The organism is Verrucomicrobiia bacterium (genome assembly GCA_035946615.1).
Lineage (GTDB): Bacteria > Verrucomicrobiota > Verrucomicrobiia > Limisphaerales > UBA8199 > DASYZB01.
Genome location: DASYZB010000047.1, coordinates 27,872 through 50,963 on the forward strand (window position 1 = coordinate 27,872; position 23,092 = coordinate 50,963).

Here is a 23,092-nt window from a genome sequence, read left to right on the forward strand (position 1 = left end):
AAATTAGAGCATGGCACCGCGATGAAAACCCGGAAATTGCGCATCGTCCTGGCAGACGACCACCAGATGCTGCGGGATGGGTTGCGCTTACTCATCGACAGCCAACACGACATGCACGTCATCGGCGAGGCCGCCAACGGGCGCGAGGCGCTGGACCGGGCGCGCCAGCTTAAGCCCGACGTGATGGTGATGGACCTGTCGATGCCCGAACTCAATGGACTCCAGGTCACCGAACGACTCAAGGCGGAATTACCCGAGCTGAAAATCATTGCCCTGACGGCCCACGAAGACGAGAGCTACTTGACCGAGTTGTGCAAAGCCGGGGCAGTGGGATATGTGCTCAAACGCTCGGCTGGCGAGGAGTTGATCCAGGCAATCGGCACTGTTGCCAAGGGCGGCGTGCACTTTGAACCGACACTGGCGGCTAAAGCTTTGGCCAAGCAAATCGGCGGGGCGAATCCGGGCCGTGATTCGGCCGGAGCGGCCCTGAGCGAGCGTGAAAGAGAAGTGCTGCTGCGCCTGGCCTGGGGTTACAGCAACAAGGAAATAGCCGGCGAGTTGGGCCTGAGCGTCAAAACCGTCGAAACTTACAAACTCCGTATTACCGAGAAGCTCGGTTTGCACAGCCGGACCGATATGGTTCATTACGCCTTGCGCAAAGGCTGGATGAGCGAAAACTCCTCGTCCCCCGGAAAATAGGCGTCTTCTTCCATCCGCCTTTCTCGCACGTTGCAACAATCCGCTGGGTCAAAACCCCATAGTTTGATCCGGCGCCGGGCTTAAGTTGAAATGAGAGGAGTTTTATGAAAACAATCGAGAAGACCATCGAAATCAAGGCCCCCCTAAATGAGGTTTATAATCAATGGACGCAGTTTGAGACTTTTCCGGCTTTTATGGAGGGGGTCGAAGCGGTGAGACAAATTGACGAGAAGCACCTGCATTGGGTCGCGAATGTCGCTGGAAAGAAAAGGGAATGGGATGCGGAGATTGTCGAGCAGGTCCCCGATCAACGCATTGCCTGGCGCAGCCTCACTGGCGCCCCGAACGCAGGCACTGTGAATTTCCGCCCTAAAGACCACCAGCACACTCTGGTCACCCTGCAAATGAACTACCAACCCGAAGGCGCCGCCGAGAACGTGGGCGATTCCCTCGGCCTGCTCTCGCGTCGAGTCGAAGGCGATCTGAACCGCTTTCGCGATTTTATTCAGCACCGCACGACGGCCACGGGCGGCTGGCGCGGCGAAATTAAGGGGCCCAAAATCAAACCCCGGTCCGATTATGGCACCAGCGGCAAAAGCGGTCTGCCGTAACATTGAGTTTCAACGAAAAGTATTGAATAAAGAGGAGACAATATGGCTTTAAAGCTTATGAGCGATTCCTCGGCGCCCAAGGAGGACCGTGTCCGGGCTCAGACTTGCGAGGCGCTAAACCGGAAGCTGGACATCGAAATGGAACGGCGGCTGCGCTTTTACTCGTATCAAGATGAACAGGCGATTTCGGAACGAATAGCCGAGTTGGACCGCGAGTGGGATATTGAACGTGTGTTGGAAACCAACGCTGCGTCTTTGGCATTATTGGGCATGCTCCTGGGCGCAACCCGCAGCCGGCGCTGGTTCCTCTTGCCCTTCATCGTCTCGGGGTTTTTGCTGCAGCACGCTATCCAGGGATGGTGCCCGCCAGTGCCGATTCTCCGCAGACTCGGTGTGCGGACTCGACTCGAAATTGAGCAGGAACGCTATGCTCTGAAGCTCCTGCGCGGCGACTTCGAGGGGGTCGAACGCCAAGAGGCCACAGGCGCCCCCAACACGGCGCATTTGACCGAGGCGCTGCGGTCATGAGATGCCCGGAGTATTTGCAGGGGCCATTTCGATAGCCGGCGCGCGGTTGTAGAGGGCGTTGCGCACGGTTTCCAGCAGGTGCTCCTAGGTTTGCCCCTGGAAAGCTGAATCCATAGTGAAACGCGCCTCGGACCTGGCTTGGGGCGGAGCCTCGTCGAAAAGTTCCGCCGCCACAACCGCTCGTCGGTCGCCGAGTCGCGCGCGTCCGCATAGGTGTAACTGACGCGTCCTTGCCAACCGCCGCCCCAGTTTGCGTCCAACTCAACCTCGCCTCCTTTGGAGGTGGCGGCCGCCACATTGCCGAAAACGACATTGCTCGCCGAATCGGTCTTGAAGTTGATTAAATCGTTAATGTCTTCGTAAAAAATCGTCGAGGTCATGCGAACGCGACGCTCATCGACCACCTCAAGACGCGAATCGTTAAACACGGCCCCATAAGCGGCTGTTGGCAGGTGTTTGGTCCGTTCCATGTAAGCCCCCTCGAGGGTGAAATCCCCATAACTCACCGACGCGAAACCGCTTCCTAACCGGGTCCCGTCAGCATCTTGGGCGACGCCATTGTTGACAACGGCGAACTCCGGATAAAACAGCGTATCATGGCCGCCGCTATCGTAGTAGGTGCCCGAGAGCGCCAGTTCGAGCCCGCTCTTAAACTTGTTTCCGTAGGTCAGGCGTCCGCTGTAGGTATCATAACTGGCATAAGCCCCGGAGACCTCTGCCCCATGAACATCCCGGCCCCGTCGCGTGATCACGTCGATCACCGCAAAAAAGGCATTGTTCCCATACAGCGATGAGCCGGGGCCGCGGATGACCTCGACCCGGTCGATCAAATCCACATGAGACAGTTTTCCCTAAGTTCGCCTGGCCAACCCGATGAAGAGCAGCCGCTAAGCCAAGCTGATAAGAATTTAAGGGTGATAAGAATTAGGAATAACTTAAAGGAGGCGAATCCATGCTCAACTCGGGCGACCCGCTAATGGAGGCGAAATCGCAAAAGAAAGTCAAGGGGAAAAACGCTATTCCAGGTTTCCGATTCTGCCTGGATGGCTTATGTTCAGGCCATGTGAACGCTCCTCTGTCGGCGTAATTGAACTTTGGCCTGTTTTTACATTGAACCGCTTTTACCCGCAATCCTCCCGCGATGTCTGTTTCACCCTTAGCCGAACTGGCAGCCCTCAACCAGGTTGCCATTCCCGACCTGTGGCAGCAGCAGGCCGTCAGCGCCCTGCGCGAAGGCCATGACGTCGTCGTCCAGGCCCCCACCGGCTCCGGCAAAACCCTCATCTTCGAGCTATGGTCGAACCAAGGCAAAAATCGGGGCCAGGCAATTTACACTGTCCCTACTCGGGCCCTTGCGAATGACAAACTGGCCGAGTGGCGCGCCCGAGGTTGGAATGTGGGAATTACGACCGGGGATTTGGCGGAAAACCTCGATGCTCCGGTGCTGGTTGCCACGCTGGAAACCCAAAAGAACCGCTTGATCCAGGGAGACGGCCCTTCTCTTTTGGTGGTGGATGAATACCAGATGTTGGGCGATTCAGACCGCGGCCTGAATTATGAATTGGCGCTCGCCTTGGCCCCGCCTCAAACGCAACTGTTGCTGCTCAGCGGCAGCGTCTCCAATCCCCAGGACGTCGTCAAATGGCTTGGACGTCTCGGGCGCAAGGCCGTTCTGATTCGGCATGAGCAGCGCCCGGTACCGCTCGAGGAAGTGGATGCCCATAACCTCAGTTACTATGTGCCTGCCGAAATCCGTGGTTACTGGCCGAGGCTCATCGCCAAGGCCCTCGCTGAAGACCTCGGGCCGGTCTTGATCTTCGCCCCACGCCGCCAGGCCGCAGAGGCCATGGCCGCCGACCTCGCACGGCAATTGCCTATCCCCAATCCGCTCCAATTGAGCACCGACCAAAAGGTCCTGCTCGGCGAGCATCTCTCAAAGCTCCTAAAAAGCCGGATTGCCTGCCATCATAGCGGCCTGAGCTACGGCGCGCGCGCGGGGGTCATCGAGCCTCTGGCCAAGGCGGGCCAACTTCGGGTCGTCGTTGCCACCATGGGCTTGGCGGCTGGCATCAATTTTTCCCTCCGCAGCGTTGCCATGGCCGGCGACTCCTATCGCCGCGAGGCCATCGAGCAGCCGTTGCGGCCCGACGAGATGATGCAGATGTTTGGCCGGGCAGGCCGCCGCGGGTTGGATGAAACCGGGTTTGTCATTATCACCGCCAACCAATTGCGGCTGCTCGACGCGCATCCGGGCCATCTGTCCCGCAGCGGCGCAGTTGATTGGGGCGCGCTCCTGGGTGTCATGACCGCCGCTGCGCATCGGCGCCGCGATCCTTTTGCCGAGGCGGTTCGGGTCCAGGAACGGCTCTTCACGACAAAACCCATCGTTCTTGGGGTCGAGGAATCACTCCACCACCCCAATGTCCCTTGCGGCCTGCACACGGACCCCGAGCGCGCCCGGCATGTTCGCAAACGCGTCCGCGAAATGCGCAACAGCGCCGGCCAATGGGAGACCATGGGTGAATTTGTGGCCAGGCCGTTGCGCGAAATTTTTGCGCACGAAGACCTGCTCGGGATGCAAGCAAAAGACGACGGACCTCCTCTCGATGGCTGGCCAGACTCAACCCATCCTCCGGATGGCGTTCGGCCCACAGCCCATCACGCCCCTCATGCCGAGCCTCCTCGGCTACACCCTCGGCTTGTGCCCGTTTTATCCGTGCCTCAAGCCCTGGAAAAGGCCGGCGTCGGAACGCTTTGTGTCCTTTCCGACGGCCCGCGAGAAAAAATCTTTGGCCGGGCGCTGACGGTGGCCGATCGCCTGGGCGCGGAGCGCGTGCTCATTGCCAAATGGATACGGCGCCTGACCAATTGGAATGGCCGCCAGGCCGCGCTGTCGGTTTGGGAGCAACAAATCGCCCCACTGGTCGAACAACGGCTGGCAGAGCAGAAAACGCCTCTCGTCCGGTTCACCAATAACGGCCATCAGATTTTAGCCCAGGTGAGCATCGCCGAACTGACCACGCGCGTCCCGGTAGATTCCCACGGCATTGCCTTGTGGCATCCGCTAACGCGGGAAGTGTTGCCCTGCGATTGCGCGCAATGCTCGCTCGTGCCGATTTGCAAGCAATTGTCCACCGCCACCGGCACTGCAATGCTATGGCGCAGATTGAGCCTGGTCGATGTGGAGGGCGCCCCGACCCTTCGCGGGCAAATCGTGAGCTTCTTCTCTCAAGGCGACGGCCTGGCTATCGCAGCGGCCCTCGAAGATGAGACCTACCCGCTGGACGAACTCATCTATGATGTCGCCAACCTCGATGCCGGGTTCCGCTTTTGCGGCGAGGATAACCGCTGGGGTGGCCGGCTGGCGGTCGTTTGCCATGGGAAATACGGACTGCAATCCATTCCCGGTTACCTCGAAAACGGGGTGCCGCCCAAATACGGCGCCGGCGCAGAGCAGGTGGTGGCGTCCGTCCACAGAAATCCGTTGACCAAGCAGACCTGGATAACCGACCTCCTGGGGCCGGGCGACATTGACCGCGTGATTATCGAATGGCGCAGCCTCCTGAGGCAGATTGCCCATTCGCCCCCCCTGGACTGGCCGCGCTGGCAATCGTTGCAGGCGATGGCCAGGGCTATTTTGAATGAAACCGAATCCCCCACCCTCACCAACCTGCCGCCCCTCGAGTATCACCAGACCCGGCGCGTGGACCACCGCCTCATCCTCCGGCGGCATTAATCTTTGTCCACCTTTAGTTGGCATTATGAGCATCGAAAATTTTTGCGGCGGCACCGGGTGAACCTAGCAAAGGCGTGGGAAGAAGTTTTTCTAACCTTGGATAGCCCCGGATAGGCGCAGACAGGCACGGAAGAAGGGTAGGACGGCAGCCTCCTGTTTATCGGCCGGCTCGTTGATCCCGTTTCGTGAGGATGCAGTCGAAATGGACAGGGTTGAGGGCACCTGATGTTACGGAACGCCCCTGAACGTTTGTTCGATTGCAGGCTGAGGTTTCCTTCCGCAGAATTGCCGCGCGGAACAATGGCCATCCGAGTTTGCATCGTGGAAGACGATTTAGGGACGCGCGAGAGCCTCAGCGAATTGCTGGGGCGCTCGGCGGCTTTGCGGTGCGTCGGCGCTCATCCAAACGCGGAAGAGGCCTTGCTGCAAATCCCCATCGAACATCCCGATGTGGTTCTGATGGACATCAACCTGCCCGGCATGAGCGGGATTGAATGCGTTCGGCGGCTCAAAGAGCATTTGCCCAAAACGCAGGTCCTGATGCTCACCACCTATGAAGAAAGCGACCTGATTTTCGACTCCTTGCGCAACGGGGCCAGCGGCTATTTGCTCAAGAACCTGCCGCCCGTGGAACTCATCCAGGCTGTCGAGCAGGTCCACGCGGGCGGCGCGCCGATGTCGATGCCCATCGCGCGCAAGGTCGTTAATCATTTCCACCAAATCAAGCGGCCAGGGTCCGCGGCGGAGCAACTCACCAAACGCGAGAAAGAAATCCTGGCCCTTTTGGCCAAGGGTTTTTTGTATAAGGAGATTGCCGACCAATTAGGGATCAGCTTAAGCACCGTGCGGGCGCATTTGCACGCCGTTTACGAGAAGCTCCACGTCCAGTCCCGGACCCAAGCGGTGGTCAAATTCCTGGATAGGTGACACTGCTGGCCAAGGCAAGTCGCAACTTGGAAGCGGCACGATGCGATTCACCTAAGAAACCAGATGAAGAAGCGGCTTTCGTTAAGGCCATCGAACTGGGCGCCCGCCGCCCTGGACCCACATCAGCCCCATAGGCGCCCCATTGGCCCCCCTCGGTCTGGCCGGTTTCACGAACGGGTCTAAACCGCCAAAGCGTCAGTTGTTAGGCACGATTTGTGCATGAGGAGGAACTGCAAAGATGCCATGCACTTAGATGTACGTAATTCTTCCTCGACGGGAGCCTCTCCGCAAATCCTGCTGGACGGCCTGCCCATTTCCTTGCCACCCCAGCGCCATTCGCTTGCAGCCATTCGGTCGTTTCTCGAGACTATGGCCTACGAACAGCAGCGGATTCTCTATTCCCTGCGGGTTGATGGACGGCCAGTGAGCCTGGCTGAGCCTCTCCTGAGCCATAAACCCTTCGGGCGAGTCGAGGGGCAATCGATTGATTTAGCGCAAATGCCGCTCCAGCTTGTTAAGATCGCCCGCCGCCAAACGGCTCAAGCGCTCAAGCAAGTCCTCACCGCAGTGGCCCTGGTGCTCATCAATGATGCCCGAAAAGCCCGTGAATACTGGTGGAATCTGACTCAAGACCTCAAGCAACCTCTGCTGACCTTGAGCTTCATGCCCGATACCAGCCCTGCCGCCCTCAATGGCAGCGCCTCCCTGACACAGTTGCGCAAATGGCAACTCCAACAGTTGGCGGCCATTATCAAGGATGTGGACCAGACCTGCTGGGCAGAGGACTCGACGGCCTTAGCCAATGCGCTTGAAACCCGTGTGTTACCCTGGCTTGCTGGGCTCAAGGACTCCCTCGAACTGTGGCATGAGACACTCTCGATAGCCCCGGCCCCGGCTTGCCAAAGCACCTGATCCCGGGCCAACCACAGCGCTTATCCGGGAGGACCCGCGGCGAGGTCCAAAGTCCGCCTTTGTGAAGGGCTTGCAGGGAAGATGAGGCCTCGCGCAGCTCGTCCTTCCGCAGTGTCCTGCAACTGGACAGCCTGTCCAGCTTTCCGGCTTGCAAACCTATTATGCATTCCTATGTTGCACGGACGGACTAAAGTGAAAACAACCCGTCTCTTGGCTTGTGTCAGCATTTCAATCCCGCTGCAGTTGTGCGCCGAAACTCTCCCGCTGCCCGACGATATAGCGCCCGTCCGACCGGACCGGCAGGAGTGCCAATCCCCGCAAGCAGAGCGGCTGACCGGCTGGGTTGGTGAGCGTATCAACGTCAATGAAGCCAACCGTTTGGTAAAGCTCGATCCGGCTCGCCTGCTCGAGGGCTACCGCAAACGACCGGGCCGCCAGGCCTGGGACGGCGAGCACGTCGGCAAATGGCTTCATGCGGCCAGCCTGGCCTGGGCTTATACCGGCGACCCCGCCCTCCGAGAGAAGCTCGATTATGTGGCCTCGGAATTAGTCAAATGCCAGCTTCAAGACGGTTACCTGGGCACTTACCTGGACAAGGACCGTTGGACCGAATGGGATGTCTGGGCGCACAAGTACAACCTCATCGGACTCATCACCTACATGCGCTACACCGGAAACCTGGGGCCCCTGCCCGCTTGCCGGCGTATGGCGGACCTTCTTTGTGACATGTTCGGCGATGCGCCGGGCAAACGCGACATTATCAAAGCCGGCCATCACGTTGGCATGGCCCCCACGAGCGTCCTGGAACCAATTGTCCTGTTATATCGCTTTACCGGTGAACGGCCTTACCTCGAATTTTGCCAATATATCCTCCGCGCATGGGAACACCCTAATGGCCCCAAAATCATTTCCACCCTGCTGACGCTGAAGAGGGTGGACAAGGTCGGGAATGGCAAGGCCTATGAGATGCTCTCCTGTTTGAACGGCGCTCTCGAGTATTACCGAACCGTGGGCGACCCTCAAATCCTCGAAGCCTGCCTCAACGCCTGGCAGGACATCGTCCAGAACCGGCTCTATCTGACCGGCGCCGCAAGTTACGGCGAGGTGTTCCATGACAATTACGACCTGCCTAACGTGAGCAACGTTGGCGAAACGTGTGTCACGGTGACCTGGCTGCAGTTCAACGCCCAACTGTTGCGCCTGACGGGCGAAGCCCGCTTTGCCGAGCAGCTCGAACATGTGATTCTCAATCAACTCTTTGGCGCCCAGCGCTGCGATGGCGCTGCATGGGGATACTACGTTCAAATGGAAGGCAAAAAACCATACAGCAGCAACCTCGATGGACATTGCTGCCTATCGAGCGGGCCGCGCGGTGTCGCTCTCATCCCCACTTTCGCCTTTACCACCGACGCGCAAGGCATCGTCGTAAATCTTTATGACAGCGCAACCGCAACGCTCGACCTGCGAGACCACACGCCTGTTCAGCTCGCCGTCCAGACCCGCTACCCGGCTGATGGGCGGGTCCAAATCGAGGTCGAGCCGGCCGTCAAAAAGGCATTTGCGCTTAAGTTACGCATCCCGGCTTGGTGCCAGGACGCCCGCATTCGCCTTAACGGACGCAAGACCACAAGCATACGCGGGGTGGACGGCTACACTGCCCTGAACCGGGTTTGGGAAAAAGGGGACAGGGTCGAACTGGACCTCAAACTCGAACCGCGCGTCATTGTTGGCGATCATAAGAATGATGGAAAAATCGCAGTGCTTTATGGCCCGCTCGTCCTGGCGGCGGACCAGGCGCTGCTCGGCAAACCTGGCCTGACGCTGGATTCCATTTCGCTGCCCGGGCCGGCTCTTTCCCGGCTCCGATTCAAACCGGAACCCGCCCCTGCGAGCGTTAGATTCTGGCCGGATGAGGAAGTCTTCCGGGTCGATGCGCAAATTCATCGCGAGAGCGGCTCTCTCAACCGGGGGAGCCCAGCACGGATTCGGCTGATCTCCTTCGCCGATGCGGGCCAGACCGGTTCGCAGTATAAAATCTGGCTGCCGCTGGCCCAACTACACAATTAATCCGGGTCTTCCATACAGGACCAATGACAAAGTCGAAGCAACGAGCCGCCCTTGCTAAATGTAGGAGAGGACGTAAGGAGTCTCTGATTAGCAACGTCTTGATGAAGCAAGGGCGGCTGGCAGACAATGATCAGAGACTCCTTACATCGTCTCCTACAACTCCCCCACAAAGGGTTGGAACCTTTCCTCGTCATTGTGCCTGATGTTCCATGAATGGACAAATAATCGAGCCCGGCGTGTGGACTGAGCATTTCACCGTTCATTCTTACGATGTCGATTTTAAACACGCCGCCTCATTGGAGGCGCTGTGCCGCTATTTCCTGGAAGCAGCTTGGAATCACGCCGAAGCCCTCGGCGTCGGCTTCAAAAACCTGCTCAGCCAAAAGAAGGTTTGGGTTTTGTCCCGCCTGCTGGTAAAGCTCGAACGCTGTCCGCGCTGGGGGGATGCGGTTGTTCTGAAGACCTGGCCACGCCTGAGCACCCAGGTTTTGGCGCTGCGCGATTTTGAGATGCTGACTCCGCTCGGCGCGCCACTGGCCGCAGGCACCAGCGCCTGGCTGGTTCTGGATGCCACCACCAGAAAACCTCAGCGCCTCGGCAAAATCCTCTCGGCGCTCGGGACACTCTCTGGCCGCAGGGTGCTGGACACTAATCCGGCCAAGCTGACCGCTTTCGATGCAGGCTCTGAAGTATTGAGGGCCCGCGTTCGCTACAGCGACATCGACCTCAATGGCCACGTTAACAGCGCCAGGTACATCGGTTGGATTTTCGATTCATACTCCTTAGAATTCCACGCCGCCCACTTCGCCAGCCTCTGTGAGGTGAATTATTTGGGCGAGACTTTGGCCGGCTCCGAAATCTCAATGCGCTCGAACGAATCTGTTCCCGGCCATTTTTCACATTCTCTAACCAAACCAAGTGGCGACGAAGTCTGTCGCGCCCGGGTAAAATGGATAAAAATCTAAAACAGAGTCATGACGCAACCCAAAGCTGCAAAAGACGGAACACCATCCGTGGAGCCCAGACCTGGCCAGTGGCTCGAGTCCTGGGAGTTCGAGCATATTGTCCGGCTCACGCCGTTGGTTGCTATGGATTTAGTGGTCGTGCGATCCGATGGCTGCGTCCTGGTTGGACGGCGCGTCAATGAACCGGCCAGGGACACGTTCTTCGTGCCTGGCAGCCGGATAACAAAAAATGAAAGCCGTGCTGCGGCCTTCAGACGCATTACGCGCGAGGAACTCGGCGTCGAACTGCCGATCGAACAGGCCCGTTTCCTGGGCGTTTACGAGCACATGTATCCCGCAAACCGGTTCGAAAAACCCGGCTTCGGCACGCATTATATCGTGCTGGCCTACCAACTCTCTTTAGCCGTGGACTTGAGCGCGTTGCCCAAAGACCAACACGGAGAATATCGATGGATGACACCGCAGGAACTGCTGGCAACCCCGAAGGTGCACGCCAATACCAAGGCGTATTTTAGTTGAGCGTCTGTGCACGCTCTCACGCGCCGGGGCCCCACGCCCCTCGCCTGGTTCCAATCTCGGAATCGGGGGAGGACTAAGAGTAAGCGCAAGAGCAAGAGTAAGAAAAAGAGCGACTCGTGGGGTTGCTCTAGCTTAGCCAGAGATGGCGCGAGGGGCGGAGTCGAGCTTCGCCAGCAGCCGGCACAGGGACTCCAGCCGCGGAACGGCTACGCCGGCCTTTCGGGCTTGCTGCAAGGGCTCAAAAAACAGGCTCTCCAGCTCCATCGGTTGTCCGCGTTCGAAATCGAGCAGAGTCGAGGCCTTGTAAGCCCCCATCGCGCGTGTGCGCTCGATGTGTTTGTCGGGCATTGAATCGGGAATGTCGAAACCCAGAGCGCCTGCCGCGCGAATGATTTCGAACATCAACTCGCGAACCAGTGCCGTCCATCGCGGGTCCGCCAGCAGTTGGTCCGTCGAGACGGTTTTTGGCCTGGCCGCTGGAACAGTTGAGTTCCATTCGCCGCTCAGGATCGCCTCAAGTCCCGCTCCTCCGGCCACGCCCAACCCGTTGAAAGGGATGTTCCAGGTCAGTTTCTCCCAATGCGTCCGGGCGAGATTGTCGCTGAGAGCGCACTGAACGCCCGCAGCCTGAAACATCCTGGCAGCGTCCTGCGCGCGCTTTTGGGGTGGTCCCTGGAATTCGCCCAAAACGACCTGGCCATGAGCGATATGATGAATCAAGCCCGGTTCCAACCGGTTCAGGCAAACAAAACAAAGCCCACCGAGAATCTGCGCGGGTGGAAAGAATTGGGCGAGTTGCTCTTCGTTTCCCAATCCGTTTTGCAACGTCAGCACGGCTGTGTCCGGGCCCGCCAGCGGCGGCAGCAGCCGTCCGAACTGGTCGTTGGCCGTCGTCTTCAGCCCAATGAGGACCATGTCCCCCGGCCCAACCTCTTCGGGTTCCTTCGCGCAGTGGGGCCGCACGCGAAAATCGCCCTGCGGACTGCGAATGAAAACGCCCTGCCGCCGGACGACTTCATAGTCCGAACGCAGCAGGAAATGAACTTCATGCCCGGCGTGGGCAAGTTTGGCCCCGTAAAAGCTCCCAATCGCCCCGCAGCCGACGACTGCCACCTTCATTCCCAAACAAAAAGGCACCCTGAACTCCTCAGAGTGCCTGTTCCGAAAAGGGGTTTCTTACTTGGCACCCAGGATGGCGTCTTTGGCGGCTTTGGCTACGCGGAACTTCACGACGCGTTTGGCAGGAATTTTGATCGATTGCCCCTTGTTGGGGCCGAACTGCATAGTCATCTCACGAGCGGGACGATTCACCAGGACCAGCTTGCCAAGGCCCGGCACTGTAAAGGTGTTCTTGGCCTGCTTATAGGCCAGTTCGGCGACCGTGTCCAGGGCTTGAGCGGCCTGCTTCTTCGTGATGCCGACCTTCTCAGCAACCGTGGCGGCGATTTGTGATTTCGACATTGCTTTTGCCATAGTCTGTTTAGTGTGTTTTGTTGTTGTTTGGTTTAATCAAAAAGTCATTCGACTTGGCTCGATTAAACTCTTTCACCGAAGTGGCGCAAGCAGAAAATAACAATTTTTCAGCGAAAACTCGCATCTTTTTGCGCGGCGCTCGATACGCCCGATGCCAGGGCTTGACTTCAAATACGGTTTCTTCACCATCATCCGGTGGTTCTCTTCACGATTCAAAACGAGTTTCGATACGAGATCGTTCGCAAGTTGTACGAAGGCGGCATGGGTATCGTGTATGAAGCTGAGCAACTGGGCGCCCGGGGCTTTGTCAAACGCATCGCGATCAAAGTCATCCGGCAAAACTACGCCAACCAGAGTCAATTCATCGAAAACTTTATCGGCGAGGCCAAATTGGTCGCGGACCTGATTCATACCAACATCGTCCAGACCTATCACCTGGGTGAGACGCAGGGCCTTTATTTCATCGCGATGGAACTGATTCGCGGGGCCAACCTCGAGCAATTCTCGCAGCAGCTCCTCGATGCAAAGCGTGTTCTGCCCAAGGAACTGGCCGTGTTCATCGTCAGCCGCGTGGCGCGCGGGCTGGCTTACGCCCATGCAAAGACAGATAAAGACGGGCGGCCATTGGGGATCGTTCACCGCGATGTGAGTTTCAAGAACATCATGATCGCTTTCGAAGGCGACGTAAAGCTGACCGATTTTGGCATCGCCAAAGCCAAAGGGTTCCTGGTGGATAACGAGGGCGAGGTAGTCGCCGGCAAAGCCGATTATATGAGCCCCGAGCAGGCCAATTTCCAAATCACCGACAAGCGGTCGGACCTCTTCTCGGCGGGCGTGGTGCTGGCGCACCTGCTTCTGGGCAAGAACATTTTCAAAGGCCCTTCTGCCGAGGAATCCAGGCAACGGATGATCAATATGGCCGTCCCGGATTTCCGCGCCCTGGATTCCCGAATCGACCAGCGCCTCAATGAAATCCTCCACCGCGCCCTGGTCCGCGACCTTGACAAGCGCTACCCCAACGCCGACGAGTTGCTTTATGATTTGGAGCATTACATTTACCACTCCGGTTACGGACCAACCAATGAGACGATGGGCAAATTCATGCGCGAACTCTTTGCGCAAACGGCGCCCCCGGCAGCACTTTCCCCAGTGCATGGCACCACGGCGTTGCTTGAAGCCGCCCACCCTTACATTCAGCAATAGAGTGGCATTTGTGTTCCAAGGGTCATGCGCCCCTCCACTCCAAAGACCCTGATCAAGATCGGGTTGCTCCAAACCTCCTGCTCCCCTGAGCCGGAAGCGAATCTGAAGAAGACCCTTTCCGCCGCCAGCCGGGCGGCCAGCCAGGGCGCTCAAATCATTTGCACCCAGGAGTTGTTCCGGTCCCAATACTTTTGCCAGGTTGAAGACCACAAATACTTTGAGCTGGCAGAACCAGTGCCGGGCCCAACTATCCGGGCTTTTCAAAAACTCGCCCGGAGCAAGGAGGTGGTCGTTATTGCTTCCATTTTTGAAAAACGAGCTGCAGGGCTTTATCACAACAGCGCAGCGGTAATCGATGCGGACGGCTCGTTGCTGGGGCTTTACCGCAAGATGCACATCCCGGATGACCCGCTGTATTTTGAGAAATTCTATTTCACTCCGGGTGACTTGGGGTTCAGGGCGTGGCAGACGCGTTATGGCCGGATTGGGGTTTTGATTTGCTGGGACCAATGGTATCCCGAGGCCGCGCGCCTGACAGCGCTCCAAGGCGCCGAAATTCTTTTTTACCCGACAGCCATTGGCTGGCATCCAGCGGAAAAGGCCGCCGAAGGCGAGCGGCAGCACAGCGCCTGGGAAACCATCCAGCGCGGTCATGCCATTGCCAACGGCTGCTACGTGGCGGCCACCAACCGGGTGGGCCACGAGAGGCTCGCTGGGGAGGGCCTCGAGTTTTGGGGCCAAAGCTTTGTGGCCGGCACTTCGGGGGAACTCCTGGCGCGCGCCGGCGCCGTGAACGAGGAGGAATTGATTTGCCCAGTTGACTTGGCGCGGGTGGAAGTCACCCGCACGCATTGGCCCTTCCTGCGGGACCGGCGCATTGACGCCTATGGCGACTTGCCCCGGCGCATGATCGACTAGCGGCCTCGTTTTGCTTTGTGATTCAGACCAACGCGGAACCCATTTGGATCACCGGCGCCGGGGGCCTGATTGGCAGTTGGCTGGTCCGCACTGCAGGCCAAGCTGCACACTCTGTCCTGGGCCTTACTCGCGCCCAACTCGATTTGACCGATTTCCCGGCTGTCCGCCGATTCTGTAACCAGCACGCCCCGCAGCTTGTCATCCATTGCGCCGCTTTGAGCAGAAGTCCGGAGTGCGAAGCCGATCCTGTCTCGGCCCGGCGCCTGAACGTCGATGCCACGGCGTTCCTGGCCGAGTTGGCGGCCAATATCCCATTCGTCTTTTTCTCCTCGGATTTAGTCTTCGACGGGTGCGCCGGCAATTACGATGAAGCTTCAGCGGTCAACCCGCTGAGCGTCTATGCGGAGACTAAAGTTGCCGCCGAAAAAATCGTACTCTCGAACCCGCGGCACACCGTTATACGCACGTCCCTGAACTGCGGCGCCTCGCCCACTGGCGATCGCGGATTCGACGAGCAGATGTGCCGCGCCTGGAAACAAGGCCGCACCCTGCGCCTGTTCACCGATGAATTCCGCTGCCCGATTCCGGCCGAGACAACAGCCCGCGCGGTTTGGGAACTTGCGACTCAGGGCCAGGCTGGGCTGTTCCACGTGGCTGGAGCGGAACGGCTTTCACGCTGGCGAATCGGCGAAATCATTGCCGCCTGTTGGCCAGAGTTGGAGCCCAGAATCCAATCCGCTTCTCTGAGTGAATACTCTGGCGCACCGCGCCCACCGGACACCTCTCTAAACTGCGCCAAGGCCCAACACCTGCTCTCATTTGCACTGCCGAAATTCAGCGACTGGGCTCAACGTCGGCCCTGAAATTGCTCGAAATTGACCGGCATGAGCATAGTATCCAATGATGTGAATCGGCCGCAATTCAAAGCCTTTACGCTCATCGAGCTTCTGGTTGTCATTGCGATCATCGCCATACTGGCGGCGTTGCTCCTGCCGTCGCTCTCGCGGGCCAAATCAAAGGCTTATCGGACCCGGTGTTTGAGCAACCTGCGCCAATTAGCCGTTACTTGGGAGCTTTATGCGGATGACAATCAGCAGGTCCTGGTTCCAAACGGATACGGGAGCGAGAATGATCCGAATGCCCCCAGACTCTGGGCCGTGGGCGATGAACACATCCATCCCGAGGCGTTCACCAACACCAGTTACCTGCTCGATCCCAAATATGCGGCATTCGCACAGTACCTCCATACAAAGGATGTCTATAAATGTCCCGCGGACCGAACGACAATCTCGATAGGCGGCCAGAACATTCCGCGAACGCGCAATTACGCCCTGAACGGTTACCTGGCCTGGAGCTATCCCTCCGATAACGCGCTATTGAGCCCCTCATGCCAGGCGTTTAATAAAGCCTCCGATCTGGCCGCAGCCGGCCCAAGCCGCATTTACAGCTTTGTCGATACTTCACCGGAGAACATTTGCTTCTCAGCATTTGTGCTCTTTATGGGAAACTCAGGATGGTTTTGGCATCGGCCCACGATCGAGCACGACAACTCCGGTGTGGTTGCTTTTGCCGACGGACATGCGGAGGTCCGTCGCTGGCTCGACCCCGCGACTATGAAAGCAGCGCGCGACGGCGGCAACGCCGATGGGGCGCACTTCACTTTCGTGGACCCGAATAATGGGGACCTTTTATGGCTGCAGCAACATGCCACCATCAGGAAGTAAGGCTCAGGCTGGATGAAGCGAAGATATAAATGTATGAGACGACGTAAGGAGTCTCTGATCAGCAACTTCCGGGTAAAGCAAAGGCGGTCGGCAGAAACTCATTTTGATTAGAGACTCCTCACGTGGTCTCCTACAAAAGTTTGATTGGCCCTGGCGAGCGGCCTGAACGAGCCCAATAACCAGTTGACAAACGCCCGAAGCGTGCCTTAGAATAAATTAAGTTCGGGTGGCAGTACGTTTCTTCAGCGGGGTTCCCCACCCCCACCTCCTTGGCGTCTGCTGCCCGGACTTGGGTTCTGCTTGACGGCTGGGGAAAGGTTCCTTACGTTCTGCTGCCCTAAGCGGGGGCGTAGCTCAATTGGTTAGAGCGCTGCCCTGTCACGGCAGAGGTTACGGGTTCGAGCCCCGCCGCTCCCGCCACTGTTTTACCGGCACAATTTAACGATTTTGCTGGTCTTCGTCCTAACAGCCGTCCTAATTTTCCAAGATATGAACGCCTGGAACGTGGCCTTTTCCCGGTGGCGCACGCGCTGGCGCTCGGCGCAGTGAGGTTCACCTGGACTGTCGCCCTGGTCGTGGACCGTATCTGCGAAGTGAAATGGGCCGACACCGATGGTATTTGTCCACAGCGATTGCCAAACCGACATTGCCAAATCCGTGCAAGCCTCGACACTGACCACTTCGTTGGAATACCCCGCAACATCAAATTCAAAACCACTGGGTCCCATTCCGTTTCCAGCGACGTCAATCCGCGGTGCGATGTTCAGAGCGGTGAGCGCGCCTGCGCCTGCGTTCCCGCCCTTGTAGGGCGTCCCGTATAATGTTCCGCCATACAGCGTCAAGGGACCCGGCTCGGCTCCATCGCTGTTGATGAAGAATTCTGTACCGTTGCTCGTCCTGGTAAAATGGTGCAGCACGGTGTACCCGCAGCCGTCCATCCGCAATGCGAACAGAACGCCGCTGCCGTAGTACCCCCCCACGCGCGTGCTGCCAAATAACGCGCCGCCGCAAGATTCCAAACCGGATTGCGTATAGTAACCGTCGGTGTTCGTTCCCGATACGGGGTCGAGGGGTGAGAACGTTTTCAAAATATTATACTGGGTGCCATCGGTGCTGAGTTCGTAAACCATGCCGCCCGAGTTGCCTCCATCGGCCGTGCCGTAAATCCACCCCCCGGAGCCAACCAAGTGGTATCGGGGACTGGCTCCGTCCGCACCGCTAAAGTTTTTCACCGTTGTGAAGCCGCTTCCATCCAGACTAATCGAAAAAACCGTGCCATTACTCCCGGACCCTCCCCCGACGGTTGTTCCGTAAAGCACACCACCGGAGAGGGTCAGCCCGCCAACCGGCAGCAGTCCATCACCGCCGCCAAAGCTGTGCAGCACGCCGAAGCCCGAGCCATCGGTATTGACTTGGAAAACCGTGCCCTTGCCGAAATCACCACCTGCCGCCGTAGTGCCGTAAAGGATGTTGCTCACCAGGAGCAATTCCCCATACGGCGCTTTGCCGTCGGGACCAGAGAACTGTTTGAATGCATTGAAACTCAGCCCGTTTGTCTTCAAAGAAAACAAACTGCCCAGGCCGTATAGCCCGCCCTGCGATGCCGTGCCGTAAAGCGTATCGCCATCTACAATAACGCCGCCGAGCAGAGTCGCGCCGTCTGAGTTGGTGTTGGCACTCGTACCGTTGTAAACCGTGGGCGGAAAGGTCTTGATTATTATGTAGCCGGTCCCGTCGGAATTGATTCGAAAAATCCCAGCACCGCCCGGTCCATACAGACAGTTCCCTGTGTAGAGCGGTCGGGCAAAGCCACCCGGCGGAAAGGAAGTCGGGAAACTGTAAAGGGCCTTAAAGCTTTGCGCCTCCGTTGTTACCTGGCTTGCCAGTATGCAGCCGAGAAAAAACAACACAGCCGAACGGGCGCTCGATGTGGTTTTCATGGGTTGAGCATTTTCGGACCTTACGAAAAATTCTACTTCCACAAGTCCTTTTTCGTCGAACAGCGCGTTCTGTCGCACAGCCTGGGCTGCGAATCGGCGGTTGCATTCAGGGCTGCGTTCTTAATACGGAGGAAGCTTGGCCGAGAGAGAACCGGTCGAGACGAAGGCGGCTGACGCCGTGCTCGTGGCCATCCCGCTGGTCGGCCCCGGCTCCGAAGGCGGGCGCTGGCCATCGACGAGTGCCGGGTCAACGCTGGCGTCGCGGCAGCGCAACTTCCAGATGCACATCAACGCTTTGGGCGGATAGCAGAACATCGGGGAGTTCCCCGATTAGACGGAATCACGCAACTGACGCACACTTTTATTCAGTGACATACCAGTATCCACGGAAGGAATCACTGTCCTATCGTCGCAATTCCAAGAAGGTATTGGACCGCTGCGGCGTCGAGAGAGAAAATCGATTCGGTTCAATCGACCGGTTCAGCAAACCGACATTATTGAGAAAGGTTCAAGCTTTATGAGCACGCACCAAACAGAAACGGCCTTTTTGAGGCGCATCATTCTGTATGACGACGGTGAGGAGCGCCGTAAACTGGAGACAAGCATTGCACAGGTTCAGCGTGACCAGCGTTGCGTGCAACGCGTGGCGTACGTGATGGCCCCGTTCCCCCTGCTGGCGATAGCTGGCGTTTTCTATGCGGAAATTTTGCAGGAGGGTTTTCCGTACAGCGGGTTTGGGCTTGGCCTGAGGCTTCTTTGCGTGCTTGGGCTGGCATCGCTGATTTGTTTAGCCGGCTTCGCGGGTCTTTTGACGGTCTATCGCCTGAAGCTGAACCGATTGCGCAAGGAATGCCTCCAGTTGGTCAACGGACTCCTGGAGTCGCGCTTGGGCAAGCCTCAGGTTCCAACGTTGCCAACCAGCCATCGAGTATTTGACGGCGGCGAAGCCTTCCAAGCCTCAGCACCGCAAACTGGACTGTCACCGGCGGCTCCAGTCACCGTCCGCGCGTGAGCTCGTGAAGGCTGCCGAATCTCGGCCCTTGGTCGCCTGGGGGCCGCTCGCGGCTACCGTTACCGCGTAAGTGCTCGACACGATGCCGGGGTCGCCATACCAGTTCACGATATAATGCTGCGCCATGTCGAGATACTCGGGGCGCACGTCCAATGCCGGCCCGAATCACCCCAGAATGGTTGGCCGTTGCTGCCATCAATGACCTCGCCAACCGAATCATCATTTGCCGAGGTAAGTAAGGATCTGTCTCCCAAATTCACATCCTGACCGCCCGAAGACTGGTCATGGCAGTACAGGGGTCCGTCAATGAAGAGCGAAGCCCCAGGAGAAAACTTGACCGCCGTGCCCGGATCAAAATCCGCGTTTGCTAAATGGCAGGGCCCATCCACCAAATAGGTGTAGTAGCAGGAGAATTGGAACCCAGGCCAGTCATAGACCAAAAAATAGTCCCAGACGACGCCCGGCCGATCTGAGCGCGATGCAACCTCGTCGAGTTGTGAATCCGAGGCGGTGCTGGCTAACCGTGGCTGCCTTGCTGAGAGCGGCGGCATGCATCCCTGAGCGAACCATCGGGTAAGGTTGCGGGTACTTGCGTTGGTCCCCGTTGTGCTCGGCGCGGTCGTACTCGCCAGAGCCGCGGCTGGCAGCTTCAGGAACTCGGGTTGTATTCGCCGATACGGGACGCGCTCGACGATCAACCGCTTCGCCCGAACCCAGCTACTCCCACACCCCTAACTCGATGAGTTGCCGGGTTGCCACGGCGGCCCAGTCCCGGTTGGCGGCTGGACTGGCCGGGCTGGGATGGAGGATGCGCCCCAACTTGGGAGGGCCTTGGGGAAAGGCAGTTTGGGCCCGCCGCCAGGCGAAATCACCCACTCCAATGAGCCACTCGGGTTGCAGGGCCTCGACCGAGGCGCGCAGCGCCTTGTCGCAAGCCGCAAAGAGCGAGGCCCTCTCGGCAGCCGGTAGCTTATCGGGTGTGCGATTGCGTCCGCTGACCTCAATGAAGGCCAAGGGGCAATAGTTCAGAATGAGATGCTCGGGAAAGAACCGTTCGGGTTGCCCGAATCGTTCGGCAAAAAGGCTCCACAACCGGCGCCCGCTAACCTCCGAGCGCGCGCAGGCAAAACCTTTCACTGGCCGCCGAGGATGCTCGATGGCTGGGCGCAGGACTTTCTCCTCGAGCCCCAACCAATCCCGTACGGCGCAGATCTCGCCGAAAGGCACCCCGGTTTGCACCATGCCGAATGGGCCGGGGTTCATGCCCAGGAAAACAACTCGTTTGGGACTTGCGGCGAACCGGCCAATATAAGCGGCGTAAGGCGCCCAGGCGTAGGTGAGCGGGTTATAAACGCAGGCTATGGGCGGCGCAAAAGTCATCCTCTCCAACGCGCGTCTCAGGCGCTTTGCCGTTTCCAGGAGGCGCGCGCTGGTGCGGGAAACGTTCGGCCCCGGCCAGTCCGGGTCAGTGGCCACGGTGCGAGTGTTGGCCGCCCTCGCGCGGGCGCTGCAGTTGGCGCACGGCGCGCCGGAGTGTTTCTATTTCGCGTTCGTCGGCCCCGGTTTGGCGTTCGAGACTTTCGAGCATCTCGAGCACCTCCTCCATTTCTTCCAAGGCCTCCCGGAGGTTGTGGACGACTTGGTTGACCTCATCGATGGCCTGCTGGACCGTTGGCGGCGGGCCAGAGCCGGCAGCCCGTGCTGGCCGAACCGGCTCGTCGGAAATCCTGGCTTCCATCGGCTCAGCCGCGAGCGGCTCTGACTCGGTTGTCACCGGCTCGATAGGGACTTGGCTGGCAGGAACAGATGCCTCCATAGGTTCGGATTCACGCGCAGCGATTTCCTCGACGGGCATTGGCTCGGCGTGCTGGGCTGATGGTTGATGTGGCTTGCGGCGAGGACCGCGCCCTCTGTGGCCACGGCCCGGACGACGGCCACGTGGAGGACTTTGACCAGGTTCGGCACGCGGCTGCGCAGCCGCGCCGGGATTGAATTCTGATTCGGGACCCATCTTCATTCCCAAATTGCCCTTCTGCGGCCTAAATGCAAAGCCAAATAATGCTGAAATTGGTTGGACGGCTGGGCCGGTCTTGTCCAGAATGCAAGCGATAATGAGCAATCTTGTTTGTGTCTGGCTTCGATTGTTTTTCCTGTTCTGCCTGGCGGCAACCCAGTGCCTGCTGGCCGCGCCGGCCCGCACCAATTTCTTTTCCATCAGGCCCCCAGCGCCGCGCCGGCCCAACATCATCCTGATTCTGGCTGACGACCTGGGCTATGGGGATTTGGGGTGCTACGGCCAAACGAAAATCAAAACCCCAAATATAGATAAACTGGGCGCCGAGGGCGCGCGGTTTACTGATTTTTATGCCGGCAGCACCGTTTGCGCCCCCTCGCGGTGCGCGTTAATGACCGGCTTTCACACCGGCCATGCCGTTATCCGCGGCAACGCGACTGTCCCCCTGCCACCCGACGCCATAACGGTGGCGCAGCTCCTCAAAGGCGCCGGCTATCATACCGGTCTGATTGGCAAATGGGGTCTGGGCAATGAAAATACCAGCGGGGTTCCGCAGAAACAGGGTTTCGATGAGTTCGCCGGTTATCTCGACCAGGTCCATGCGCACGATTATTACACCGATCACCTTTGGCGCTATGATTCGCACACGGGTTTCGACGGCCTGGAGCCGCTGCCGGAAAACCAGGCCGGCAAAAAGGGGCTTTATATCCACGACCTTTTCACAAAAGCCGCCCTCAATTTCATCCGAATCAATCAGCCCGACGCTTTCAATCAGCACCGGCCTTTCTTCCTGTATTTGGCCTACACCATTCCGCATGCGAACAATGAAGAAGCCCGCCGCACAGGCAACGGCATGCAGGTCCCCAGCGATGCACCCTATTCCGCCGAGCCCTGGCCGGAGCCCGAAAAGGACAAGGCGGCGATGATCACCCGATTGGACCGCGATGTGGGCCGGCTTGTGGATAAGCTCAAAGAGCTCAAGTTGGATGACCAGACGATTATCCTTTTCACCAGTGATAACGGGCCGCACAAGGAAGGCGGAGTTGATCCGGCCTTCTTCCAAAGCGCCGGCCCGCTGCGCGGCATCAAGCGGGACCTCTATGAAGGAGGCATTCGCGTGCCCTTAGTTGTCCGATGGCCCGGTCGAATTAAGCCGGGCCGGGTCAGCGACCAGGTTTGGGCGTTCTGGGATTTCCTGCCCACAGCCGCCGCAATCGCCGGGACCCGTCCGCCCCAGAACATCGATGGCATCTCGATGCTTCCAGCACTGCTGGGCCAGACCCAAACCAACCAGCACGCCTTCCTTTATTGGGAATTCCACGAACGGGGTTTCCAGCAGGCAGCGCGTATGGGCGACTGGAAGGCCGTGCGCACCCAAGCCGATGCGCCGTTGGAACTGTATAATCTCAGGACCGACCTGGGCGAAAAAAAGAATGTCGCAGCCCAGCACCCGGAGATCGTCGCGAAATTCGAGCAGTATCTAAAGAGCGCGCACACTGATTCCGACCAGTGGCCGATCCAGAAACCCACGGCGCGGAAAGGATGAAGGGTTTTCACCTTTCATCGTTTTCAGGGCGCGGCTGCGGTTCCTCGGTTGCGGAAGATGGCTGCAACAGCTATCCTTAGGTCATGAAGTTCCGTGTTCCACCGATCCTTAGCCAGGTGAGGAAAAATGCACAGGTAGGTGAAAAATCTGTTGACACAACATCACCATTATGGTGATGTATAGCCATGCCCGCATTCACCAAGCGAAAAACCAAACTCCACCTCCAACTGACCAACTCCGACCAGGCCACTGCCCATGGCGGCCAAGTGCTGGTTGATGCCCTCTGCCGTCGTGCCGG

At 58.5% G+C, this 23,092-nt stretch carries 23 protein-coding genes and 1 tRNA gene; 17 read left to right on the forward strand and 7 right to left on the reverse strand.

The annotated features are described in order from the left end of the window. The first annotated feature begins 21 nt into the window (after positions 1-21). From VG146_07470 to VG146_07480, 3 genes are all read left to right on the forward strand, one after another. On the forward strand, positions 22-699 hold the full coding sequence (locus VG146_07470) for a response regulator transcription factor (GenBank protein ID HEV2392189.1): 678 nt from the start codon (positions 22-24) through the stop codon (positions 697-699). A 104-nt stretch (positions 700-803) separates the two neighbouring features. Beyond that, the gene (locus tag VG146_07475) at positions 804-1,310 is read left to right on the forward strand and encodes an SRPBCC family protein (protein ID HEV2392190.1); all 507 of its coding nucleotides are present in this window, start codon (positions 804-806) and stop codon (positions 1,308-1,310) included. Positions 1,311-1,352: 42 nt separating this feature from the next. Further along, complete coding sequence (locus VG146_07480; protein ID HEV2392191.1) at positions 1,353-1,838, forward strand: hypothetical protein; 486 nt, start codon at positions 1,353-1,355, stop codon at positions 1,836-1,838. Here VG146_07480 and VG146_07485 read toward each other — a convergent pair. After that, positions 1,736-2,674 (reverse strand): hypothetical protein, encoded by a 939-nt coding sequence (locus tag VG146_07485; GenBank protein ID HEV2392192.1) that lies wholly within the window; start codon positions 2,672-2,674, stop codon positions 1,736-1,738. The genes VG146_07480 and VG146_07485 overlap by 103 nt on opposite strands. Before the next feature lie 305 nt (positions 2,675-2,979). Here VG146_07485 and VG146_07490 point away from each other — a divergent pair, with 305 nt between their 5' ends. The 6 genes from VG146_07490 to VG146_07515 all read left to right on the forward strand — a co-directional run bounded on the left by VG146_07490 (position 2,980) and on the right by VG146_07515 (position 10,964). Beyond that, positions 2,980-5,574, forward strand: coding sequence for a DEAD/DEAH box helicase (locus tag VG146_07490; GenBank protein HEV2392193.1), 2,595 nt, complete (start codon positions 2,980-2,982; stop codon positions 5,572-5,574). Between the two features lie 300 nt (positions 5,575-5,874). Beyond that, a complete protein-coding gene (locus VG146_07495) occupies positions 5,875-6,501 on the forward strand; it encodes a response regulator transcription factor (GenBank protein ID HEV2392194.1) in 627 nt (208 codons plus the stop codon). A gap of 243 nt (positions 6,502-6,744) precedes the next feature. Next, positions 6,745-7,413, forward strand: a complete 669-nt coding sequence (locus VG146_07500) for a hypothetical protein (GenBank protein ID HEV2392195.1) — start codon at positions 6,745-6,747, stop codon at positions 7,411-7,413. Positions 7,414-7,605: 192 nt separating this feature from the next. Beyond that, complete coding sequence (locus VG146_07505) at positions 7,606-9,480, forward strand: beta-L-arabinofuranosidase domain-containing protein (GenBank protein HEV2392196.1); 1,875 nt, start codon at positions 7,606-7,608, stop codon at positions 9,478-9,480. A gap of 209 nt (positions 9,481-9,689) precedes the next feature. After that, complete coding sequence (locus VG146_07510; GenBank protein HEV2392197.1) at positions 9,690-10,445, forward strand: acyl-ACP thioesterase domain-containing protein; 756 nt, start codon at positions 9,690-9,692, stop codon at positions 10,443-10,445. Between the two features lie 9 nt (positions 10,446-10,454). Continuing rightward, positions 10,455-10,964 (forward strand): GDP-mannose mannosyl hydrolase, encoded by a 510-nt coding sequence (locus tag VG146_07515; GenBank protein ID HEV2392198.1) that lies wholly within the window; start codon positions 10,455-10,457, stop codon positions 10,962-10,964. A 132-nt stretch (positions 10,965-11,096) separates the two neighbouring features. Here VG146_07515 and VG146_07520 read toward each other — a convergent pair whose 3' ends face one another. Both VG146_07520 and VG146_07525 read right to left on the reverse strand, forming a co-directional pair. Beyond that, a complete protein-coding gene (locus VG146_07520; GenBank protein HEV2392199.1) occupies positions 11,097-12,083 on the reverse strand; it encodes a 2-dehydropantoate 2-reductase in 987 nt (328 codons plus the stop codon). A 57-nt stretch (positions 12,084-12,140) separates the two neighbouring features. Then, entirely contained in the window at positions 12,141-12,437 is a 297-nt protein-coding gene (locus VG146_07525; GenBank protein ID HEV2392200.1) for an HU family DNA-binding protein, read from the reverse strand. A gap of 195 nt (positions 12,438-12,632) precedes the next feature. Between VG146_07525 and VG146_07530 the strand changes: the two genes are divergently transcribed. From VG146_07530 to VG146_07550, 5 genes are all read left to right on the forward strand, one after another. Continuing rightward, entirely contained in the window at positions 12,633-13,640 is a 1,008-nt protein-coding gene (locus VG146_07530) for a serine/threonine-protein kinase (GenBank protein HEV2392201.1), read from the forward strand. Positions 13,641-13,664: 24 nt separating this feature from the next. Continuing rightward, on the forward strand, positions 13,665-14,558 hold the full coding sequence (locus VG146_07535) for a carbon-nitrogen hydrolase (GenBank protein ID HEV2392202.1): 894 nt from the start codon (positions 13,665-13,667) through the stop codon (positions 14,556-14,558). A 17-nt stretch (positions 14,559-14,575) separates the two neighbouring features. After that, the gene (locus tag VG146_07540; protein HEV2392203.1) at positions 14,576-15,421 is read left to right on the forward strand and encodes an SDR family oxidoreductase; all 846 of its coding nucleotides are present in this window, start codon (positions 14,576-14,578) and stop codon (positions 15,419-15,421) included. Between the two features lie 21 nt (positions 15,422-15,442). Continuing rightward, positions 15,443-16,282 carry a prepilin-type N-terminal cleavage/methylation domain-containing protein gene (locus tag VG146_07545; protein ID HEV2392204.1) on the forward strand — a complete coding sequence of 280 codons (840 nt, stop codon included), beginning with the start codon at positions 15,443-15,445 and terminating at the stop codon, positions 16,280-16,282. A 343-nt stretch (positions 16,283-16,625) separates the two neighbouring features. Continuing rightward, positions 16,626-16,702 (forward strand) — tRNA-Asp (locus VG146_07550). 5 nt (positions 16,703-16,707) lie between these two features. On the opposite strand, the gene VG146_07555 is transcribed toward VG146_07550, so the two are convergent. Beyond that, on the reverse strand, positions 16,708-18,222 hold the full coding sequence (locus tag VG146_07555) for a choice-of-anchor tandem repeat GloVer-containing protein (protein HEV2392205.1): 1,515 nt from the start codon (positions 18,220-18,222) through the stop codon (positions 16,708-16,710). A gap of 136 nt (positions 18,223-18,358) precedes the next feature. Between VG146_07555 and VG146_07560 the strand changes: the two genes are divergently transcribed. Together VG146_07560 and VG146_07565 are read left to right on the forward strand one after the other, a co-directional pair. Beyond that, the gene (locus VG146_07560; protein ID HEV2392206.1) at positions 18,359-18,529 is read left to right on the forward strand and encodes a hypothetical protein; all 171 of its coding nucleotides are present in this window, start codon (positions 18,359-18,361) and stop codon (positions 18,527-18,529) included. 210 nt (positions 18,530-18,739) lie between these two features. Next, positions 18,740-19,234: a hypothetical protein gene (locus VG146_07565; GenBank protein ID HEV2392207.1), complete on the forward strand. Its 495-nt coding sequence runs from the start codon at positions 18,740-18,742 to the stop codon at positions 19,232-19,234. A 104-nt stretch (positions 19,235-19,338) separates the two neighbouring features. On the opposite strand, the gene VG146_07570 is transcribed toward VG146_07565, so the two are convergent. The 3 genes from VG146_07570 to VG146_07580 all read right to left on the reverse strand — a co-directional run bounded on the left by VG146_07570 (position 19,339) and on the right by VG146_07580 (position 21,050). Then, on the reverse strand, positions 19,339-19,785 hold the full coding sequence (locus tag VG146_07570) for a hypothetical protein (GenBank protein HEV2392208.1): 447 nt from the start codon (positions 19,783-19,785) through the stop codon (positions 19,339-19,341). A 166-nt stretch (positions 19,786-19,951) separates the two neighbouring features. Continuing rightward, positions 19,952-20,614, reverse strand: coding sequence for a uracil-DNA glycosylase family protein (locus VG146_07575; protein HEV2392209.1), 663 nt, complete (start codon positions 20,612-20,614; stop codon positions 19,952-19,954). An 85-nt stretch (positions 20,615-20,699) separates the two neighbouring features. Next, complete coding sequence (locus VG146_07580; GenBank protein ID HEV2392210.1) at positions 20,700-21,050, reverse strand: hypothetical protein; 351 nt, start codon at positions 21,048-21,050, stop codon at positions 20,700-20,702. Positions 21,051-21,345: 295 nt separating this feature from the next. Here VG146_07580 and VG146_07585 point away from each other — a divergent pair, with 295 nt between their 5' ends. Further along, the gene (locus VG146_07585) at positions 21,346-22,794 is read left to right on the forward strand and encodes an arylsulfatase (protein ID HEV2392211.1); all 1,449 of its coding nucleotides are present in this window, start codon (positions 21,346-21,348) and stop codon (positions 22,792-22,794) included. The last annotated feature ends 298 nt before the right edge of the window (positions 22,795-23,092 follow it).

Bases quoted from the DNA above. Each gene is read 5' to 3' on its own strand.
- VG146_07470 (HEV2392189.1), top strand. From the start codon at position 22: ATGAAAACCCGGAAATTGCGCATCGTCCTGGCAGACGACCACCAGATG.
- VG146_07475 (HEV2392190.1), top strand. From the start codon at position 804: ATGAAAACAATCGAGAAGACCATCGAAATCAAGGCCCCCCTAAATGAG.
- VG146_07480 (HEV2392191.1), top strand. From the start codon at position 1,353: ATGGCTTTAAAGCTTATGAGCGATTCCTCGGCGCCCAAGGAGGACCGT.
- VG146_07490 (HEV2392193.1), top strand. From the start codon at position 2,980: ATGTCTGTTTCACCCTTAGCCGAACTGGCAGCCCTCAACCAGGTTGCC.
- VG146_07495 (HEV2392194.1), top strand. From the start codon at position 5,875: ATGGCCATCCGAGTTTGCATCGTGGAAGACGATTTAGGGACGCGCGAG.
- VG146_07500 (HEV2392195.1), top strand. From the start codon at position 6,745: ATGCACTTAGATGTACGTAATTCTTCCTCGACGGGAGCCTCTCCGCAA.
- VG146_07510 (HEV2392197.1), top strand. From the start codon at position 9,690: ATGAATGGACAAATAATCGAGCCCGGCGTGTGGACTGAGCATTTCACC.
- VG146_07515 (HEV2392198.1), top strand. From the start codon at position 10,455: ATGACGCAACCCAAAGCTGCAAAAGACGGAACACCATCCGTGGAGCCC.
- VG146_07520 (HEV2392199.1), bottom strand. From the start codon at position 12,083: ATGAAGGTGGCAGTCGTCGGCTGCGGGGCGATTGGGAGCTTTTACGGG.
- VG146_07525 (HEV2392200.1), bottom strand. From the start codon at position 12,437: ATGGCAAAAGCAATGTCGAAATCACAAATCGCCGCCACGGTTGCTGAG.
- VG146_07535 (HEV2392202.1), top strand. From the start codon at position 13,665: ATGCGCCCCTCCACTCCAAAGACCCTGATCAAGATCGGGTTGCTCCAA.
- VG146_07545 (HEV2392204.1), top strand. From the start codon at position 15,443: ATGAGCATAGTATCCAATGATGTGAATCGGCCGCAATTCAAAGCCTTT.
- VG146_07555 (HEV2392205.1), bottom strand. From the start codon at position 18,222: ATGAAAACCACATCGAGCGCCCGTTCGGCTGTGTTGTTTTTTCTCGGC.
- VG146_07565 (HEV2392207.1), top strand. From the start codon at position 18,740: ATGAGCACGCACCAAACAGAAACGGCCTTTTTGAGGCGCATCATTCTG.
- VG146_07570 (HEV2392208.1), bottom strand. From the start codon at position 19,785: ATGCCGCCGCTCTCAGCAAGGCAGCCACGGTTAGCCAGCACCGCCTCG.
- VG146_07575 (HEV2392209.1), bottom strand. From the start codon at position 20,614: ATGACTTTTGCGCCGCCCATAGCCTGCGTTTATAACCCGCTCACCTAC.
- VG146_07580 (HEV2392210.1), bottom strand. From the start codon at position 21,050: ATGGAGGCATCTGTTCCTGCCAGCCAAGTCCCTATCGAGCCGGTGACA.
- VG146_07585 (HEV2392211.1), top strand. From the start codon at position 21,346: ATGAGCAATCTTGTTTGTGTCTGGCTTCGATTGTTTTTCCTGTTCTGC.